Source organism: Kitasatospora sp. NPDC002227, from assembly GCF_040296285.1.
Classification (GTDB): Bacteria; Actinomycetota; Actinomycetes; order Streptomycetales; family Streptomycetaceae; genus Kitasatospora.
In genome coordinates this window covers 1-17,619 of sequence record NZ_JBEOWY010000084.1, presented here as the reverse complement: position 1 = coordinate 17,619, position 17,619 = coordinate 1, and the positions used below count along the sequence as shown (strand labels likewise).

Below are 17,619 nucleotides of genomic sequence, written 5' to 3'. Positions count from 1 at the left end.
GACACCCCCGTCATCACCCTCGACGCCCGCCGACGCGACAGCGCCAAGAGCGCCCTCATCACCCTCGTCGAACACGCACTCCTCGCCCGACTGCGGTAGTTCAGGGCACCGAAAGGGGCGTGCAGCCAACGGCCGCACGCCCCTTTCGGCCTTGGCAGGGTCAGGCCATAGGGTCGAGGCCGGCCCGGAGCAGGCCGTAGGTGTAGGCGTCGTCCAGGGCCACCCAGGAGGCCGCGATGACGTTGTCCGCGACGCCCACGGTGGACCAGGTGCTGGTGCCGTCGGTGCTCTCGACCAGGACCCGGGTCTTGGAGCCGGTGCCGTGCTGGCCCTCCAGGATGCGGACCTTGTAGTCGACCAGCTCGAGGCCGGCCAGCTGCGGGTAGATGTGCTCGAGGGCCGTGCGCAGCGCGCGGTCCAGCGCGTCGACCGGGCCGTTGCCCTCGCCGACCGCGATCCGCCGCTCGCCCTGGGCCCAGACCTTGACCGTCGCCTCGTTGCCCGCCAGGCCGCTCGGGCCCTGCTCGCTGATGGTCCGCCAGGACTCCAGCGTGAAGAACCTGTCCCGGCTGCCGCGCACCTCGTCGCGGAGCAGCAGCTCGAAGGAGGCGTCGGCGGCTTCGTAGGTGTAGCCGAGGTTCTCCTGCTCCTTGACCTTGGCGACCACCCGGCCGAGCAGGTCGCGGTCGGCGGAGAGGTCGTAGCCGAGCTCCTTGCCCTTGAGCTCGATCGAGGCCCGGCCGGCCATGTCCGAGACCAGCATCCGCATGGTGTTGCCGACCAGCTCGGGGTCGATGTGCTGGTACAGGTCCGGGTCGACCTTGATCGCGGAGGCGTGCAGGCCGGCCTTGTGGGCGAAGGCCGAGAAGCCGACGTACGGCTGGTGGGTGGAGGGGCTGAGGTTGACCACCTCGGCGATCGCGTGCGAGATCCTGGTCATCTCGGCCAGGTGCCCCTCGGGGAGCACCCGCTTGCCGTACTTGAGCTCCAGCGCGCCGACCACGGGGAAGAGGTTGGCGTTGCCGACCCGCTCGCCGTAGCCGTTGGCGGTGCACTGCACGTGGGTGGCGCCGGCGTCCACGGCGGCCAGCGAGTTGGCCACCGCGCAGCCGGTGTCGTCCTGGGCGTGGATGCCGAGCCGGGCGCCGGTCCGCTCGATGACGTCCGCGACGATCTCGCGGACCTCGGCGGGGAGCATGCCGCCGTTGGTGTCGCAGAGCACCACCACGTCGGCGCCGGCTTCGTGGGCGGTGCGGACGACGCTCAGCGCGTACTCGCGGTTGGCCTTGTACCCGTCGAAGAAGTGCTCGCAGTCGATGAAGACCCGGCGGCCCTGGGCGCGCAGGTGGGTGACGCTGTCCCGGACCATCTCCAGGTTCTCGTCGAGGGTGGTGCGCAGAGCCAGCTCGACGTGGCGGTCGTGCGACTTGGCGACCAGGGTGATCACCGGCGCCCCCGAGTTGACCAGGGCGGCCAGCTGGGGGTCGTCGGCGGCCTTGCCGCCCGCGCGGCGGGTGGCGCCGAAGGCGACCAGCTGGGCGTGGCGCAGCTCGAGCTCGGCGGCGGCGCGGGCGAAGAACTCGGTGTCCCGGGGGTTGGCGCCGGGCCAGCCGCCCTCGATGAAGCCGACCCCGAAGTCGTCCAGGTGGCGGGCGATGGTCAGCTTGTCGGCGACGGTGAGGTTGATGCCCTCGCGCTGGGCGCCGTCGCGCAGCGTGGTGTCGAAGACGTGGAAGCTGTCGTTGGGTCGGCTGACCTCGGTCATGACCTGGGTTCTCCGTTTCGGGGAGGTACTGCTGCTGTTGCCGGGCGGACTTGCCTCCGGCTCCACTGTCCAGCGTCCCGCGCGCCGCCCGGTGTCCCCGGGCCCCTTCGTGGGGGGCCCTGGCCGGTCCGGGGGAAACAAAAAGACCCCTCGCGGGTGCGAGAGGTCTGCGCGCGGGTCTGGACGCTGGTGAACGCTCCTGACAGATGGGTCTTCTGCGGAGCGGTCACTGCGGACCGGCGCGCCTGCTGCTAATAATCAGCGAAAGCGAGGACACACTCGGAGTCTGGCACATCCTCCGGCATCCGGTCGGCGTGTCTCGCGATGCGAAACGCCTCAGGTCAGCCGGTCGGTGGACAGCTCGAACCCGAACGGAGCCGGGAGTGGGAGGGGCTTGCCGACGGGGACGCGGACGGTGGCGAGGTAGTCGCCCTGTTGGGGTTCGCTGTGAAGGACGACCTCGTTGCGCTGACGGTCCACCAGAAGGTAGAGCGGGACCTCGGCCGAGGCGTAGCCCCTGCGCTTGGCCTCACGATCCTTGTTCGCACGGCCGGAGGTGACCTCGACGACCATCACGACGCCGTTCGGGACCATCCAGGAGGGCTGACCTTCGAATGCACCCTCCCAGTAGAAGGTCAGGTCCGGGATGTAGCGGTCGGACGCCAGTACGAGGCCCTTGGTGCCGGCCACGTGGATGTCGTCGCCGCACAACCGCATGATCCTCTTGATGATCCAACCGATCGCGGTCTCGTGGTCGCCGTCCGGTGGTGGAGTCACGACAATCTCTCCCTCGATGAGCTCCGCCTTGAACCCCTCAGGGGTGTCAAGGGCCAGGAAGGCTTCGAGAAGGTCGTCGTCCGACTCCTGCCGGGGTTCCGTGTAGTCGTGCGTCGCAGCGCTCATGGTCCCTCCCTCCGATCCTCGCCGCTCAACGAGTCGAGTACTCCGAGGTTACTCAGCCGGGCGCCCCGCAAGAAGCGCCCGGCCGGGGTACGTCAGACGATCTTGTGGAGCCAGTGGTGGGTGTCCGGGGACTGGCCGGCCTGGAGGGAGAGCAGGCGCCGGCGGAGCTCCATGGTGACGGGGCCCGGGGTGCCGTCGCCGACCAGCCAGTCGCCGCCCTTGGACTTGACCGAGCCGACCGGGGTGATGGCGGCGGCGGTGCCGCAGGCGAAGACCTCGGTGAGGGTGCCCGTGGCGTTGCCCTCGCGCCACTCCTCGGTGGAGATCTTCCGCTCCTCGACGGCGTAGCCGAGGTCGGCGGCCACCGTGAGGAGGGAGTCCCGGGTGATGCCCGGCAGCAGGGCGCCGGACAGCTCGGGGGTGACGACCTTGGCGTCCTCGCCCTCGCCGAAGACGAAGTACAGGTTCATGCCGCCCATCTCCTCGATCCACCGGTGCTCGGCGGCGTCGAGCCAGACGACCTGGTCGCAGCCCTTGGCGGCGGCCTCGGCCTGGGCGACCAGCGAGGCGGCGTAGTTGCCCGCGCACTTGGCGGCGCCGGTGCCGCCGGGGGCGGCCCGGACGTAGTCCTCGGAGAGCCAGACCGAGACCGGCTTGACGCCGCCGGAGAAGTAGGCGCCGGCCGGCGAGGCGATGATCATGAAGAGGTACTCGTTGGCCGGGCGCACGCCCAGGCCGACCTCGGTGGCGAACATGAACGGCCGCAGGTAGAGGCTCTGCTCGGGCTCGTTCGGCACCCAGGCCTCGTCCTGCTGGACCAGCAGCTCGACGGCCTCGACGAAGGTCTCCACCGGCAGCTCCGGCATCGCCAGGCGGCGGGCCGAGGCGCGCAGCCGCTCGGCGTTGGCCGTCGGGCGGAAGGTGGCGACCGAGCCGTCGGGCTGGCGGTAGGCCTTGAGGCCCTCGAAGATCGCCTGGCCGTAGTGCAGCGTCATGTTCGCCGGGTCGATCTCCAGCGGGGCGTACGGCACCAGCTGGGCGTCGTGCCAGCCGCGGCCCTCCGTCCAGCGGATGGTGACCATGTGGTCGGTGAAGACGCGGCCGAAGCCGGGGTTCGTCAGCCGGGCCTGGCGCTCCGCGTCCGAGAGCGGGTGCGCGGAGGGCTTGAGGTCGAACGTGATGGGCGCCTGGGTGGGCGTACTCATGACTGTCTGTCCTTCACCGTGGGGTTGGTCGGGGCCGCCGCCGGTCGGTGAAAGGACACACGAAAGGCACGGCCCACTGTCGATAGTCGCATCTCATGGGCCGTGCCGAACAGCCGGAAGGCTGTTGTGACGAGGTCTTCCGGCCGCTCGGCCGGGTCCCCGTGGATCTGGAGCCGGCCGCTACCCGGCTACGAGAGCGGCGAGCGCGTCGCCGACCTCGGTGGTGGAGCGGGTGCCGGTGCGGGCGGCGAGGTCGGCCGCGACGGCCGCCTCGACCCTGGCGGCCTCGGCCGCGAAGCCGAGGTGCTCGAGCAGCATGGCGACCGAGAGCACGGTGGCCGTCGGGTCCGCCTTGCCCTGGCCCGCGATGTCCGGGGCCGAGCCGTGCACGGGCTCGAACATCGAGGGGAACTCGCCGCTCGGGTTGATGTTGCCGCTCGCCGCGAGGCCGATGCCGCCGGTGACGGCCGCGGCCAGGTCGGTCAGGATGTCGCCGAACAGGTTGTCGGTGACGATCACGTCGAAGCGGCCCGGGTCGGTGACGAAGAAGATGGTCGCCGCGTCCACGTGCAGGTAGTCGGTGGTGACCTCGGGGTACTCGGCGCCGACCTCGGCGAAGATCCGGGCCCAGAGGTGGCCGGCGTGCACCAGCACGTTGTTCTTGTGGACCAGGGTCAGCTTCTTGCGCGGCCGGGCGGCGGCGCGGCGGTACGCGTCGCGGACCACCCGCTCGATGCCGTACGCGGTGTTGAGGCTCACCTCGGTGGCCACCTCGGCGGGGGTGCCGGCGCGCAGGGTGCCGCCGTTGCCGACGTAGGGACCCTCGGTGCCCTCGCGGACCACCACGAAGTCGATCGCCGGGGCACCGGCCAGCGGCCCCTGGACCCCGGGGAAGAGCTTGCCCGGGCGCAGGTTGAGGTAGTGGTCGAACGCGAACCTCAGCTTGAGCAGCAGGCCGCGCTCCAGCACGCCGGACGGCACGCTCGGGTCGCCGATGGCGCCCAGCAGGATGGCGTCGTGGGACTTGAGCTCCGCCAGCACCGAGTCGGGGAGGGTCTCCCCGGTGCGGTTGTAGCGGCGGGCACCGAGGTCGTACTCGGTGGTCTCCACCTTGACGTCGGCGGGGAGGGCGGCGGCGAGCACCTTGAGGCCCTCGGCCACGACTTCCTGGCCGATGCCGTCACCGGGGATCACTGCGAGACGAAGGCTGCGAGACATGTCCGAGACGGTACTCCCGCATCCCATTGGCTGACATCCGGTGTCCGCCATTCGGACTCACGGCGGCGACGAGCGTTCGAGCCGAGAAGGACCATTCGGTAATATCCGTCGGTATTCATGTTTTCTTCACGGGGGATCAAGGAATGGGCAACCCGATCACCAGGCGCCGGGCGCTCTGGGTGACCGGCGGCCTGCTGGCGGCCCCGGCCGCCGGGTACGGCATCTGGGAGTTCACCCGGCCGGGGTCGCAGCACGCCCCGGGCCAGGGGCAGGGGGACGAGCCGGTCGTCGGCATCGGCATCGCGGGGGGCACCGCCAACCTGGCGTTCGTGCACGTGATCGCGCATCCGGACGACAACCTGTACTTCATGAACCCGGACCTCGACCAGGCGGTCGCGTCCGGGGCCACGTGCGTGACGGTCTGCCTCACCGACGGCGAGTCCGACGGGCGCAACGTCCTGCACGCCGAGCGGCAGCAGGTGCCCGCCGACCGGCCCGCCTACACCCGGGCCCGGATCAACGGCCTGGCCGCCTCCTACGCCGTGATGGCCACCGGCGACGAGAACAGCCCCTGGGACGTCGAGCTGGTCTCCTACCTGCCCGGCCTCCAGGTCGAGCGGCACACCCTGCGGGCCGCCCCGCAGATCCAGCTGATCTTCCCCGCGCTGGTCGAGGCCCGGGCCGTCAGCCTGTTCCGGCCGGAGAGCCTGCGCGGGCTCTGGCTCGGCCAGTCCGACCGGCTGCCGACCCTGCCGCCGGCCCGCAGCAGGCTGGCGCCGGGCGTGACGTACACCCGCGAGCAGGTGACGGCCACCCTGACCGCGATCCTCGACCACTACCGCCCCACCGTGGTGCGGACCCTGGACCCGAACCCGGACCACTCGCCGCAGAAGCCCGACGGCAAGCCCGGTGCACCCGGCGGGCCGCTGTACCTGGACCACCAGGACCACACCTACTCCGCGTACTTCGCGCAGGCCGCGCTGGCCCGGCACTTCGCCTCCGGCCGGGGCCGGACCGCCAGCGTGGAGAGCTACCTCGGCTATGTGAACGCCGGGCTGCCGCACAACCTCGACGCGCCTGCCGTGGACCGCAAGGCCAAGCTGCTCGACGTCTACGGCTGGACCGACGACCGCGACTGCGGCGACCCGGCCGGCTGCGGCGACCGCAAGGTGGGCGGCGGCGCGCTGCGCAACGGCTGGGCGCAGAGCACCCGCTACCGCGCCCCCGGCAGCGGGGAGTGGCTGGTGGCCACCGGCAACGGCTTCGCCGCCTTCGCCCTGCTCGGCGGCTCGGCCCACTGGTGGCGCAGCGGCGCCGACGGCCGCTGGAGCGGCCCCCGGCAGATCGAGGGGGACGGCCTGGAGGGCCAGCTGCAGGTCGTCCGGCAGGCGAGCGGGCAGCTGCGCCTGTTCGGCGTGCGGACGACGCTGGAGTACGAGACCGCCAAGCACCGGCGGGAGATCGTCACCTGCGAGCAGCAGGGCGACGGCTTCGGGGAGTGGATCGGGCTCGGCGCCCCGGACGGCGACGACCCGGTGAAGTCGATGGAGGCCGGGTACCCGGTGGCCGTGGCACTGGCCGACGGCACGGTGCAGGTGTTCGCGCGGAGCTGGGCCGGGACGGTCGCGGTGCGGACGCTGGACGACGACTGGCAGCTGCTCACCCTCCCGCCGGAGGCCGGGCCCGCGGTGCACGAGGGCCTGGGCGCGGTGGTGGACTCCGCCGGGCGCACGCATGTGTTCGCGCCAGGGAAGACGGTGGTGCACTGGGCTTCCGACCAGCCGGGCGGGGCACTCCGGCCGGCCGGGCCGACGGGGCTGCCGACGCCCGGGGGGCCGGTCAGCGCTTCGGTCTCGGCCGACGGCGGACTGCGGGTGGACTTCCGGGAGCCCAAGTCGGCGAAGGTGCTCACGGCCCGGCGAGCGTCAGGCTCGGGGTGGAAGGTCGCCGCCGAGAGCGCTCCGCCCGGCGGGTTCGGGCGGGTGTCCGCGGTGGACGGGGCCGTCGCGGTGCGGGACCGGCAGGGGCACGTGGGGCTGCTCACCTCCTCGGGGAAGTGGGCGCACGGGGGGCCGCTGCTGGCGGGGACGCCTTCGGTCGGGGCCGACGCGAAGGGGGTCGCTGTCGCGGTGGCGCTCGGGTGTGACGGGAGGCTGTACTCGGCGCGGCAGGGCGCGGTCGGCGGGGCTTTCGGGGGCTGGGAGCCGGCGGGGTAGTGCAAGCGGGTCGTTTGCGCGGGCGTGCGGCGTGGTGCCTTCCGAGTCGCGCACGCAGTTAATAAGCAGAGCCCCGCGCCCCTGGATAGTGCAACGCGCCGTGAGTGCATTTCTGATTGGAGTCCTGTGACCTTCGCCGACCTTCGCCGCCGCCTCGGCGGGCCCTCGCTCGCGGCGGGGTTGTCCATGGGCGCGTACTGTCTCGCGCTGGCGATCCACGGGACGTATCCGTTCGGGGGGCGGTCGCGGGCGGTCAACGACCTGGGGAACCAGTTCGTGCCGTACCACGCGCATCTGTGGGACCTGATGCACGGCAACACCACCGGTGACCTGCTGTTCAACTGGAACAGCGGGTACGGGGCGCCGTTCCTGGCGGACTTCATGGCCTATCTGATGAACCCGTTCTCCTGGCTGGTGGGGCTGTTCCCGCGGGAGGCGGTGAACTTCCCGGTGTTCCTGGTGACGCTGCTGAGCATCGGGCTCGGGGCGGCCGTGATGACGGTGTTCCTCCAGCGGCTGCACCCGGGGGCGGCCTGGCTGCGGGGGTTGCTGGGGGCCGGGTACGGGCTGTGCGCCTGGGTGCTGAACGACGGGTCGCCGGATCCGATGTGGATGTGGGGGCTGGTCTCGCTGCCGCTGGTGTCGCTGGCCTGTGACTGGTGCCTGCGGGAGAAGCGGTGGGTGCTGGGCACGCTGGTGGTGGCGGTGGCCTGGGCGGGGAACTTCTACACCGGGGCGATGGCCACCATCGGGGCCGGGCTGGTGCTGCTGCTGCGGGTGGCCCTGACCTGGACCGGGTGGCGCGCGGCGCTGCGGGTGCTGGGGCGGGCCGCGTCCATGGTGGTGGTCGGGGTGCTGGTCACCGCACCGGTGATCCTGGTCAGTCTGAAGGCGAGCCGGGCCTCCCAGCCGGCGCCGGTGGCGCGGTACGAAGGGGCGCCCGGGCTGACCGACTACCTGGCGCAGCTGCTGCCCGGCGGGCGCTCGGACCACTCGGTGCCGAACATCTTCATCGGGGTGCTGGGCCTGGTGCTGGTCGCCTCGCTGCCGTTCAACCGCCGGGTGCGGGTGTGGGAGCGGGTCGGCTGGTACACCCTGCTGGTGCTGGTCGGCCTGAGCTTCGTGTGGACCCCGACGATCCTGCTCTGGCACGGCCTGGCCATCCCGAACGGCAGCCCCTACCGCGCGGCGTTCGTGCTGAGCGGGCTGCTCACCATGGCCGCCTGGGTCTCGCTGGCCCGGCGGCCCGACACCCCGGCACTGCTCGGCGGCGCCGGGCTGACCGCCCTGGTGCTGGTGCTCGGCCGCGGGCACCACAGCTCGGTGCGCCCCTCGACGTACCTGCTGGTGCTCGCCGGGGGCGCCCTGGTGGTCGGGGCGCTCTGGGCGCTGCAGAAGGACGACCGGCGCCTTCGGCAGGGCGTCGCGGTGGTGCTGACCCTCGGGGTGCTGGCCGGGTCGACGTACGCCGCGTACTGGGCGACCGTGCTGCGGGACAGGCTGGACTTCTTCAAGCCGCGCGAGACGATCAGCGCGAGCTCGACGGAGGCGTACCGGGTGATCCGGGGCGCCGAGGACTGGCCGCACGTGCGGACCGACCCCGGTCCGCACGAGTTCGCCTCCAACGACCCGCTGCTGCTCGGCGGTGAGGGCGGCTCGTACTACAGCTCCTACCTGCCCGCCGTGACCGCCCAGCTGCTGCACGACCTGGGCGCGGGCTGGTTCATCGAGGGCCGGCACACGCTCAGCCCGGGCGATCCGGTCGGCAAGGCGCTGTTCGGGGTGACCACCTACCTGGACAGCAGCTCGGCCCCGGCCGGCTTCACCCCCAAGCGGGCCGAGGCCGCGCCGCTGGTCACCCTGCGGCCGAACGCCAAGCCGGACACCTCCTCGGTCTGGGCCCGGCAGCAGTCGCTGCTCGGCAGCACGGTCTACGAGGTGCCGAAGCTGACCCCGGTGGCCGGGCCGGCGCCCACCCTGCACGGCACCAGCGGCTGGTCCGTCCCGCCCACCCCCCGCGGCGGCGTGTGGACCACCTTCACCGGCAGCTGCACCCCCGGCTCGACCGCCTACCTGTACGGCCCGTGGTTCAACGGGAACGTGCTGGGCCTGGGCGCCAAGTACGCCAGCTACGGCCGCCAGCCGATGACGGCGATGCCGATCCGCGAGCTGGGAACCGTGCCGGCCGACGGGCAGATCAAGGTGGCGCTGCAGACCGACAAGGGCTCCCAGGTGCCCGCACAGCCGGTCGGCTGCCTGCTGCCGGGCGCGCTGCCGAAGGCGCTCGCGCAGCTCAAGGGCGTGAGCCAGGTTCGCAGCTCCGGGCACGGTCTGGACGCCGTGCTGCCCGCCGGGGCGAGCGGCACCGCGCTGGTCTCGGTGCCCGCCACCCAGGGCTGGGTCTGCTCGGTGGACGGCGGCTCCTGGGCCGCGCCGCAGTCGGTGCAGGGCCTGATCGGGGTACCGCTGGGCCAGGGCGCCGGGCGCTTCTCCTGTACCTTCCGCACACCCGGGCTGAACCCCGGGCTGGCCGTCTCGGGCGGTGCGCTGGCGGTGGTCGCGGGTGTCGCGCTGGTCACTCGGCTGCGCCGTTCCCGGGGTCAGGCAGGGGCAGACCGGTAGGATCTACGGGATATCTGGTGATACGTGGTAGAGCGACCGGCAGCCCTCTGCGTCCCCCCGACCGGAGGTGAACTGGTGCTCCTGTCCATCGTCGTGCCCTGTTTCAACGAAGAGGCCGTGATCGAGCTCTTCGATGCGGAGATCCGGGAGAACCTGGACGCCCTGCCCCTCGACTACGAGCTCTGCTACGTGGACGACGGCAGCTCCGACGGCACCCTGGACGCGCTGCGCGCACTGGCCGCCAAGCACCCGGGCACCACCCGGTACGTCTCCTTCAGCCGTAACTTCGGCAAGGAGGCGGGCATGCTGGCCGGCCTGCGCGAGGCCACCGGGGACGCCGTGGTGCTGATGGACGCCGACCTGCAGCACCCGCCGGAGCTGATCGAGCGGATGCTCGAGCTCTACGACCGCGGCCATGACCAGGTGATCGCCCGGCGCAGCCGGGAGGGCGACAAGCCCGTCCGCAGCGCGGTCAGCCGGCTGTACTACCGGCTGGTCAACAAGTGGGTGGACGTCGAGCTCAAGGACGGCGTCGGCGACTTCCGGCTGCTGTCGCGGCGGGCCGTGGACGCGCTCCTCTCGCTGCCGGAGTACAACCGCTTCTCCAAGGGCCTGTTCTCCTGGATCGGCTTCGACACCGTCACCTTCGACTACCAGAACGCCGCCCGGGAGGCGGGGGAGACCAAGTGGCGCTTCGGTGCGCTGCTGAACTACGGCATGGACGGGCTGATCTCCTTCAACAACCGCCCGCTGCGGATCGCCATCTACCTGGGCCTGGCCCTGGTCGGGGTGGCCGCGCTGTACGCGGCCTGGATCACCGGGGTGGCCCTGGTGGACGGGATCGACTCCCCCGGGTACGTCACGCTGATCGTCGCGATCGTGGGGCTCGGCGGGCTGCAGATGGTGATGCTCGGCCTGATCGGCGAGTACATCGGCCGGATCTACTACGAGACGAAGCGGCGGCCGCACTTCCTGGTGAAGGAGACCAACACGCCGCGTGCTACCTTCCGCTCGGAAGGCTATCGAGGCGGCCTTCACGGCAGTGGTGAGGAGACACGGTGAGGCCGCAGTTCTGGCAGCTCGTCAGGTTCGGGCTGGTCGGGTTGGTGAACACCGCGAACTCCTTCGTGCTGTTCGCGATCTTCGACCACCTGATGCCGTACTTCGCGGCCTTCACGCTCTCCTTCCTGCTGGCCATGGTCGGCTCGTTCTTCCTGAACTGCCGCTTCACCTACCGCACGCCGCCGACCTGGAAGAAGTTCGCACTCTTCCCGATACCGAACATCACCAACTACCTGGTGCAGAGCGGCGGCATGGTCGCGCTGGTCCAGTGGTGGCACTTCAACCACATCCTGGCACTGCTGCTGGTATCGGTGGTCGCCATCCCGGTCACCTTCGTGCTCTCCAAGCTGGTGCTGACCGACCGTTCACCGAAGGTCGACGACCTCGGCGCGGGCGCCGTCCAGGTTGAGATGGTGCAGCAGTAGCAGCCTGACCCGATCGCCCCCGGGGCGGCCGACCCGCAACAGGGTGCCCGGCCCGGCCGGGGCCAGCAGGGCGGCCTCACCGGAAGCCGTCCGGACGTCCAGCGGCGGGTGCGCGGTGTCGAAGGCGATGGTCGGGCGCTCACCGTCCAGGCCGATGCCGGCCAGTGCGTCCTTCACGTCCGGCAGTCCGGGCTCGGCGTAGCTGGTCCAGAGCGCGTAGTGGACCAGGCCGGCGCCGTTGAGGACGGAGAGCTTGACCGGGAGCACCCGGGCGTCGCTGTCGAGCAGGTCGGTGTCGGTGTCGCCCCAGCGGGCGTTGAGCGGTTCGACACCGAGCAGTTCCCCGGTGCGGGCGTCCCGGGCGCGGGCCACCAGGACGTCGCTGTTGGTCAGCCGGTCGGTGGTGACGATCACGTCGGTCACGCCGTCCCCGTCGGTGTCGATCGAGGCGTTCAGCGCGAAGTTGCCCACCGGGGTGGCGCCGGGTGCCCAGAAGGCGGCGGCCAGGTAGAGGGTGGCGTCGGCCGGGTCGGTGGTGGGGGCGTCGCTCGCCGCGCCCGCCCAGCGCAGGTCAGCCTCGCGGTCCCCCGCGCGGGAGACGCACAGGCTCTCCTCCTTCAGGCTGTCCCCGCGGGCACCCGGCGGGCAGTCCGGCCAGCGGGGGCCCTCCGTGCCGCCGAGGGCGAAGGCGCTGACCAGCCCGCCCTGGGGGCCCGGGGCGGCGGAGCCGGCGAGGCCGAGCAGGGAGCTGCCCGGGGTGGCCCGCACCTGCGGGCCCGCCGAGAGCCGGGAGGCCGCGCGCGGGGCGGCGAACAGCGGCACCCGCAGGGCCGGCAGGTCGCCGTCGGCCGGGGTGAGCACCAGCCGGCCGGAGAGCTCGGACCGGAAGCTGCGGGCCCGGCCGCCCTGGGTGAGGTCGATCGTCGGATCCGGCGCGCGGTCGAGGGGGCCGGGCACCCGCAGGGTGACGGTGACCCGCGCGGTGCCGCCGGGCGGCACGGTGACCCTGGCCGGGGTCAGCTCGAAGGAGGCGCCGGGCACCTCGGTCGAGGGCTGGTAGCCGGTGGCGTACTCGAGCGGCTGGTCGGCCCGGTTGTGCAGCTCGACCTGCCTGGTCAGCTCGGTCGGGCCGGTGACCGGCACCGGCCCGAAGGAGACGCCGACCGCCCCCTCCACCGCGCCCTCGCCCGCCGCGTAGGCGAGCACCGGGGTGCGCACCGCCTGGTCGACCTGGGCCCGGCCCGCCCCGGCCCGCTCGGGCCCGTAGACCGGGCCGGTGCGCCCGTCGCCGAGCCAGGTGTCGGCCGCCGTGTCCATCAGGGCCGCCTTGACCTCGGCGGGGCTCCACTCGGGGTGCGCGGCCCGGACGAGTGCGACCAGGCCCGTGACGTGCGGGGCGGCCATCGAGGTGCCGTCCTCGCGCATCCCGCCGGAGCCGCTGCCCGCCTTGGCCGACCAGATGGTCTCGCCGGGGGCGGCCAGATCCGGCTTGACGATGCCGGGCACACCGATGCCGCGCGAGGTGAAGCCGGTCAGGGTGTCCACCCGCTGGGGCTGGTCCTGGGAGACCGAGCCGTGCAGCGTGTTGCCCGGGGTGGCGAGCTGGACCTTGACCGGGCCCGCCGCCACCGCGTCGACCAGGCGCTGCCCGTCGGCCGCGGCCAGGATCGCGGCCGGGATGCGGTCGTCCCCGGCGATCTCGCCGAGGTGGTCGCCGTCGGCCGCGTACAGCACGCCGACGGCGCCCGCGTCGGCGGCGTGGTCGGCCCGGGGGGCGGAGCCGCAGGCGCGGTCCGGGTCCTTGGTGTGCCAGGCGAGCACCGCCACCTTGCCCTTGAGCCGCTGGGCGTCGGCGGCGGAGAAGGCGGCGCAGCCGTCGGACTGGTCGGCGGGAAGCACCAGCTCGCCGTTCACCTCCTTGGTGGCCCAGCCCTGGTACTTGGCGCTCCAGTGCGCGGGCACCGGCCCGGCCAGGGTGGCCGGGCTCAGCACCCGGATGCCGTCGGCGTCGCCGTGCGAGTCCACCGAGGCGGCCACCGCGATGGCGCGCGGGGCGGTGCCGGGGCTGCCGCCGATGCCGTACAGGTCGCCCTCGTTGCCGGCCGCGGCGACCACCACGGTGCCGAGCTCGGCGAGGTGGTCGGCGGCCAGCGCGTCGGCGTCGTCCGGGGAGCCGAAGCGGCTGCCGAGCGAGAGGTTGACCACGTCGAGGCGGTCGGAGGGGTCGCCGTCCCCGTCCGGGTCGGCCGCCAGGTCGAGGGCCTGGGCGAGCTGGTCGGTGGAGCCGTCGCAGCCGAAGACCCGGATCGCGTACAGCTGCGCGCCGGGCGCGGCTCCCGGGCCGACCTTGAAGGCGGCCGGGTCGAGCCCGGGGTGGTACGGGCCGGTGTACGTCCTGCCCGCGGCGGTGACGCCGTACCCGGCGGCGGTGCCCGCGACATGGCTGCCGTGGCCGTTGAGCGCGCAGTCGATCGGGTTGGCGTCCGGGTGCGGCACCGGCTGGTAGTGGGCGGCGGCCGGATCGGGGCTGTAGTCGTCGCCGACCAGGTCCTTGCCGCCGATCACCTTGGCGTTGGGGAAGAGGCCGGCCGGGGCCGGCTTGGCGCCGTCCACCGACCGGAAGGCCTGGTCGGTGCCGGGGCCGCCGAAGTCGGCGTGGGTGTAGTCGATGCCGGAATCGATGATGCCGATCCGCACCCCCGCACCGGTCTCGCCCGGCAGGCCGGTGGCGCCGGACCAGACGCCGGGTGCGCCGGTGAGCGGCACGGAGAAGGAGTTGCCGCGCTGCTTGCGGGTGATCGGGTGCACCGCCCGCACCCCGGGCAGGGTGCGCAGCCCGGGCAGCCGGCCGGCCGGGGCCGAGACGGCGAGGCCGGTGAGCAGGGTGCGGGTGCGGTAGAGCTCGAGCGCCTCGGGGGCGCTGCGGCGGACGGCGGCGGCGAGCCGGTCCAGCGCCTGGTCGGCCAGCCGCCGCTGGTCGGCCCCGGCCCGGGCGGCGGTGCGGCGCACCTCCTCGGGGGAGCGCAGGGCGCGGCGGGCGCCGTCGCCCGCGCGGCGCCAGGCGGGGGCGGCCGCCTCGGTGTCGAGCTCGAGCAGCACGCTCTCCGGGGCGGTGCCGCGGGCCTGGGCCGCCGCCTGGGCGGGCGCGGTGGCGGCCGGCAGAGCGGGGCCCGCGAGCAGGGCGAGACCGACGCCGATCCTGGTCAGCCTTCGGGCTGTTCGGTTGCGCACTGCCTGCCTCCCCACTGGCCGGGGTCGGCGCCGTCGCCCTCCCGGGGCCATCACGCTAGGGAGCGGCCGGGGCGGCTCGCCAGCGTAATAGCTCGTCAGGGTGGGTTCTGCACTCGTGTGAGTGATGACAAGTCAGTCTTTCGGCCCAACGTACGCAGCGTCAGCTCCCGCAGCACGCTCCCCGGTCGACCGGCAACAGCCTGGCCGTGAATGAGTCAGGTCGGGCCGACCCCGTGGTGAGCGACCGGGATTGTCCTCGGTCAACCCTCTCTGACGGAGAAAAGAACTTCACCGCGTGGGTAGGCAAAGGTAAGTTCCGAAAAGCGCCATGGAATTGACCGTACGCGCCCGGCAGAAATCCGAACCACCCACGGCACCAAGGGGCTTTTGAACCACATGGGCTCGACGCTGGCACAGAGGACCTGGGACGCGCACGTGGTGCGGCGCGGCCGGAGCAGGGACGGCCTGCTCCACGTCGGCCTCCACCTGCTGCACGAGGTCAACACTCCGCAGGCCTTCGACGACCGCCGGGCCGACCGCGTCCGCCCCGCCCACCACCTGAGCACCACCCGTCCTCTGCCCACGGACCGGCTCCCGCCCTGGGGAGCCGGTCCCGCCCGTGGCACCACCAGAGACGCGGAAGGGTTCGCGCGATGAAAATCTCCCAGTGCACCGTCTTCGTGGCGATCGCCGACACCGGCAGCTTCACCAACGCCGCCAAGGCCCTGGCGATCAGCCAGTCCGCGGTCAGCCATTCGATCGCCGGACTCGAGTCCTCCCTCGGAGTGGCCCTGATGACCCGGGACCGCGGCGGGGTGCGGCTCACCGAGGCCGGCCGCCGGGTGCTCACCCACGCCCGGGCGCTGCTGCTGCACGCCGAGCAGATGCGGCAGGCCGCGAGCGTCCAGCCGGTCCCGGCGAGCGCCTCGATCCGGATCGGCACCAGCCAGAGCTTCGCGGCCCGGCTGCTGCCCCGGCTGCTGACGGAGTACCGGGCCCGGCTGCCGCACGTGGAGATCTCGCTGCGCGAGGGCACGGACCGGCAGATCACCGACTGGCTGCGCGGCTACGCGGTCGATATCGGCATCGTCACCCTGCCCAAGGAGAACCTGACCACCATTCCGCTGCTGCGGGACGAGATGTTCGCGGTGCTCCCCGGCGGCCACCCGCTGGCCGGGAGCACCGAGCTGGAGGTGCACGAGCTGCTGGACAAGCACTTCATCATGCCGGTCGGCGACAGCGAGCCGATCCTGCGCACGGTCTTCCGCACCGTGGGGCGGGAGCCCGTGGTCCGCTACCGGGTGCAGGAGGTCAACGCGCTGCTGGCGATGGTGGCCGAGGGCCACGGAGTGACGGTGGTGCCGGAGCTCGCGCTGCCCGCCGTGCTGCCCGAGGGGCTGCGGGTGATCCCGTTCACGCCCCGGATCCACCGCCACCTCGGGATCGGGGTGCGCACCGTCGCCCGCAACTCCCCCACCGTGGCGGCCTTCGTCACGGCGGCGCAGTCGCTGGCCCAGGGCCGCCGGAGCCTGACCCCTGCCCCCCGCGCGGTCGGGTGGTGAACAACGGCGCCGAAGGGGCGTGCTCGCACCGTTCGGTTGCGAGCACGCCCCTTCGGCGTTGTGCCACCGGCTACTTGCGGGCCTGGTCGTAGCGCTCCCGGTGCCGGATCACCTCGTCCAGGTGCTGCTCCGTCCAGGACTGGAGCACCCGGTAGGTGCCGATCAGCGTCTCCCCCAGGGGGGTCAATGTGTATTCGGTGCGCGGCGGCACCTCCGCGTACACCTGACGGACCAGCAGACCGTCGCGCTCCAACTCGCGAAGGTTGGCCGTGAGCACCTTCGGGGTGATCCCGCCGATGCCGTCGCGCAGTTCACTGAACCGCTGGGTGCCCGCCGCGAGGGTCAGGATGATCGGCACACTCCATTTGCTGCCCAGCCGGTCGAGCAGATCCCGGGCACGGCAGTCCGGTGCACCGTCCCCCACCGGTGCTCCGGCCCGCGAACTCGATCCAGCAGCTGGGCGGTTCACCTGAGTATCCACCAGGAAACAATAGCACTTTAAAGTGCTTATTCTCTGGTGCAATCATTCTCCTGGCGTTCGTAGTTGAATAGGAGCAGAGCCACAAAGGAGCCCCAACAGGGGCCCGCTCATTGATGATTGGCGATATACCACCATGGCCAAGATTGCCCTCTTCGGCGCCACCGGCACCTTCGGCAGCCGCATCCTCGCCGAGGCCCTGTCCCGCGGCCACGAGGTCACCGCCGTCGTTCACGGCGACCCCGGCAGGCTCCCGGCGCATGACAACCTGACCGTCGCCGAGGGCAGCGTGCTCGACCCGAACAGCGTCGCCACCGCCGCCAAGGGTGTGGACGCCGTCGCCAGCGCCGTGGGCGGCGGCTACACCGACGGTGCCGCGCACGCCAAGTTCGTCCAGGACGCCGCCAAGAGCCTGGTCGAGGGCCTGCGCCGGCTGGGCGACCAGGCCCCGCGCTTCATCTCCGTCGGCGGCGCCGGCTCGCTCAACACCCCCGACGGCAAGAAGGTCTGGGACACCCCGGGCCTGCCCGAGCTGGTCACCACCGTCATGCACGGCCAGGGCGACACCCTCGCCTACCTGGAGACCGTCACCGACGTGCGGTGGACCCACTTCTGCCCGGCCGCCCTGATCGAGCCCGGCGAGCGCACCGGCAGCTACCGCCTGGGCCTCGACGACCTGGTCATCGGCGAGGACGGCCGGAGCCGGATCTCCGCCGAGGACTACGCCGTCGCGTTCGTCGACGAGATCGAGAACGCCGAGCACCTCAAGATGCGCTTCACCGTCGGCTACTGATCGGCGTGCTGGTCGTCATCGCGTCCGGGCGGGCCGTCGGACGCGGCAACCGAGCCTACCTGAGCTTCTCCTACGGGCCGCACTCCTGCCCCTTCCCCGCCCAGGAGGCGGCGGAGGTGATCGCCGCCACGGCCATCGA

Annotated in this window: 13 protein-coding genes and 1 pseudogene; 8 read left to right on the top strand and 6 right to left on the bottom strand. The window is 72.4% G+C overall.

Features of this window, described 5'->3' with window-relative positions; all coding sequences use genetic code 11:
- Nucleotides 1–99, top strand: a pseudogene (locus tag ABT095_RS37515) (ATP-binding protein); the annotation flags it as partial.
- Between the two features lie 61 nt (nucleotides 100–160).
- Here ABT095_RS37515 and cimA read toward each other — a convergent pair.
- From cimA to ABT095_RS37495, 4 genes are all read right to left on the bottom strand, one after another.
- On the bottom strand, nucleotides 161–1,765 hold the full coding sequence (gene cimA, locus ABT095_RS37510) for a citramalate synthase (RefSeq protein WP_350534106.1): 1,605 nt from the start codon (nucleotides 1,763–1,765) through the stop codon (nucleotides 161–163).
- A gap of 336 nt (nucleotides 1,766–2,101) precedes the next feature.
- Nucleotides 2,102–2,668: a Uma2 family endonuclease gene (locus tag ABT095_RS37505; protein WP_350534105.1), complete on the bottom strand. Its 567-nt coding sequence runs from the start codon at nucleotides 2,666–2,668 to the stop codon at nucleotides 2,102–2,104.
- 92 nt (nucleotides 2,669–2,760) lie between these two features.
- Nucleotides 2,761–3,873: a branched-chain amino acid aminotransferase gene (locus ABT095_RS37500; RefSeq protein ID WP_350534104.1), complete on the bottom strand. Its 1,113-nt coding sequence runs from the start codon at nucleotides 3,871–3,873 to the stop codon at nucleotides 2,761–2,763.
- Between the two features lie 180 nt (nucleotides 3,874–4,053).
- Nucleotides 4,054–5,091 carry a 3-isopropylmalate dehydrogenase gene (locus tag ABT095_RS37495; protein ID WP_350534103.1) on the bottom strand — a complete coding sequence of 346 codons (1,038 nt, stop codon included), beginning with the start codon at nucleotides 5,089–5,091 and terminating at the stop codon, nucleotides 4,054–4,056.
- Nucleotides 5,092–5,234: 143 nt separating this feature from the next.
- Here ABT095_RS37495 and ABT095_RS37490 point away from each other — a divergent pair, with 143 nt between their 5' ends.
- The 4 genes from ABT095_RS37490 to ABT095_RS37475 all read left to right on the top strand — a co-directional run bounded on the left by ABT095_RS37490 (nucleotide 5,235) and on the right by ABT095_RS37475 (nucleotide 11,416).
- Nucleotides 5,235–7,307 carry a PIG-L family deacetylase gene (locus ABT095_RS37490; RefSeq protein WP_350534102.1) on the top strand — a complete coding sequence of 691 codons (2,073 nt, stop codon included), beginning with the start codon at nucleotides 5,235–5,237 and terminating at the stop codon, nucleotides 7,305–7,307.
- 126 nt (nucleotides 7,308–7,433) lie between these two features.
- Complete coding sequence (locus tag ABT095_RS37485) at nucleotides 7,434–9,929, top strand: YfhO family protein (RefSeq protein WP_350534101.1); 2,496 nt, start codon at nucleotides 7,434–7,436, stop codon at nucleotides 9,927–9,929.
- A gap of 75 nt (nucleotides 9,930–10,004) precedes the next feature.
- A complete protein-coding gene (locus ABT095_RS37480) occupies nucleotides 10,005–10,991 on the top strand; it encodes a glycosyltransferase family 2 protein (RefSeq protein WP_350534100.1) in 987 nt (328 codons plus the stop codon).
- A complete protein-coding gene (locus ABT095_RS37475) occupies nucleotides 10,988–11,416 on the top strand; it encodes a GtrA family protein (protein WP_350534099.1) in 429 nt (142 codons plus the stop codon). Before ABT095_RS37480 ends, ABT095_RS37475 begins: the two co-directional genes overlap by 4 nt.
- Here the strand turns inward: ABT095_RS37475 and ABT095_RS37470 are convergent.
- The gene (locus ABT095_RS37470; RefSeq protein WP_350534098.1) at nucleotides 11,357–14,647 is read right to left on the bottom strand and encodes a S8 family peptidase; all 3,291 of its coding nucleotides are present in this window, start codon (nucleotides 14,645–14,647) and stop codon (nucleotides 11,357–11,359) included. The two genes, ABT095_RS37475 and ABT095_RS37470, sit on opposite strands and share 60 nt — an antisense overlap.
- Nucleotides 14,648–15,043: 396 nt before the next feature.
- Between ABT095_RS37470 and ABT095_RS37465 the strand changes: the two genes are divergently transcribed.
- On the top strand, nucleotides 15,044–15,304 hold the full coding sequence (locus tag ABT095_RS37465; RefSeq protein ID WP_350534107.1) for a hypothetical protein: 261 nt from the start codon (nucleotides 15,044–15,046) through the stop codon (nucleotides 15,302–15,304).
- On the top strand, nucleotides 15,301–16,209 hold the full coding sequence (locus ABT095_RS37460; protein WP_350534097.1) for a LysR family transcriptional regulator: 909 nt from the start codon (nucleotides 15,301–15,303) through the stop codon (nucleotides 16,207–16,209). Before ABT095_RS37465 ends, ABT095_RS37460 begins: the two co-directional genes overlap by 4 nt.
- Nucleotides 16,210–16,279: 70 nt before the next feature.
- On the opposite strand, the gene ABT095_RS37455 is transcribed toward ABT095_RS37460, so the two are convergent.
- Nucleotides 16,280–16,633: a winged helix-turn-helix transcriptional regulator gene (locus tag ABT095_RS37455; protein ID WP_350534096.1), complete on the bottom strand. Its 354-nt coding sequence runs from the start codon at nucleotides 16,631–16,633 to the stop codon at nucleotides 16,280–16,282.
- 190 nt (nucleotides 16,634–16,823) lie between these two features.
- On the opposite strand from ABT095_RS37455, the gene ABT095_RS37450 reads away from it, so the two are divergent.
- The gene (locus tag ABT095_RS37450; RefSeq protein ID WP_350534095.1) at nucleotides 16,824–17,480 is read left to right on the top strand and encodes an NAD(P)-dependent oxidoreductase; all 657 of its coding nucleotides are present in this window, start codon (nucleotides 16,824–16,826) and stop codon (nucleotides 17,478–17,480) included.
- Nucleotides 17,481–17,619 lie beyond the last annotated feature (139 nt).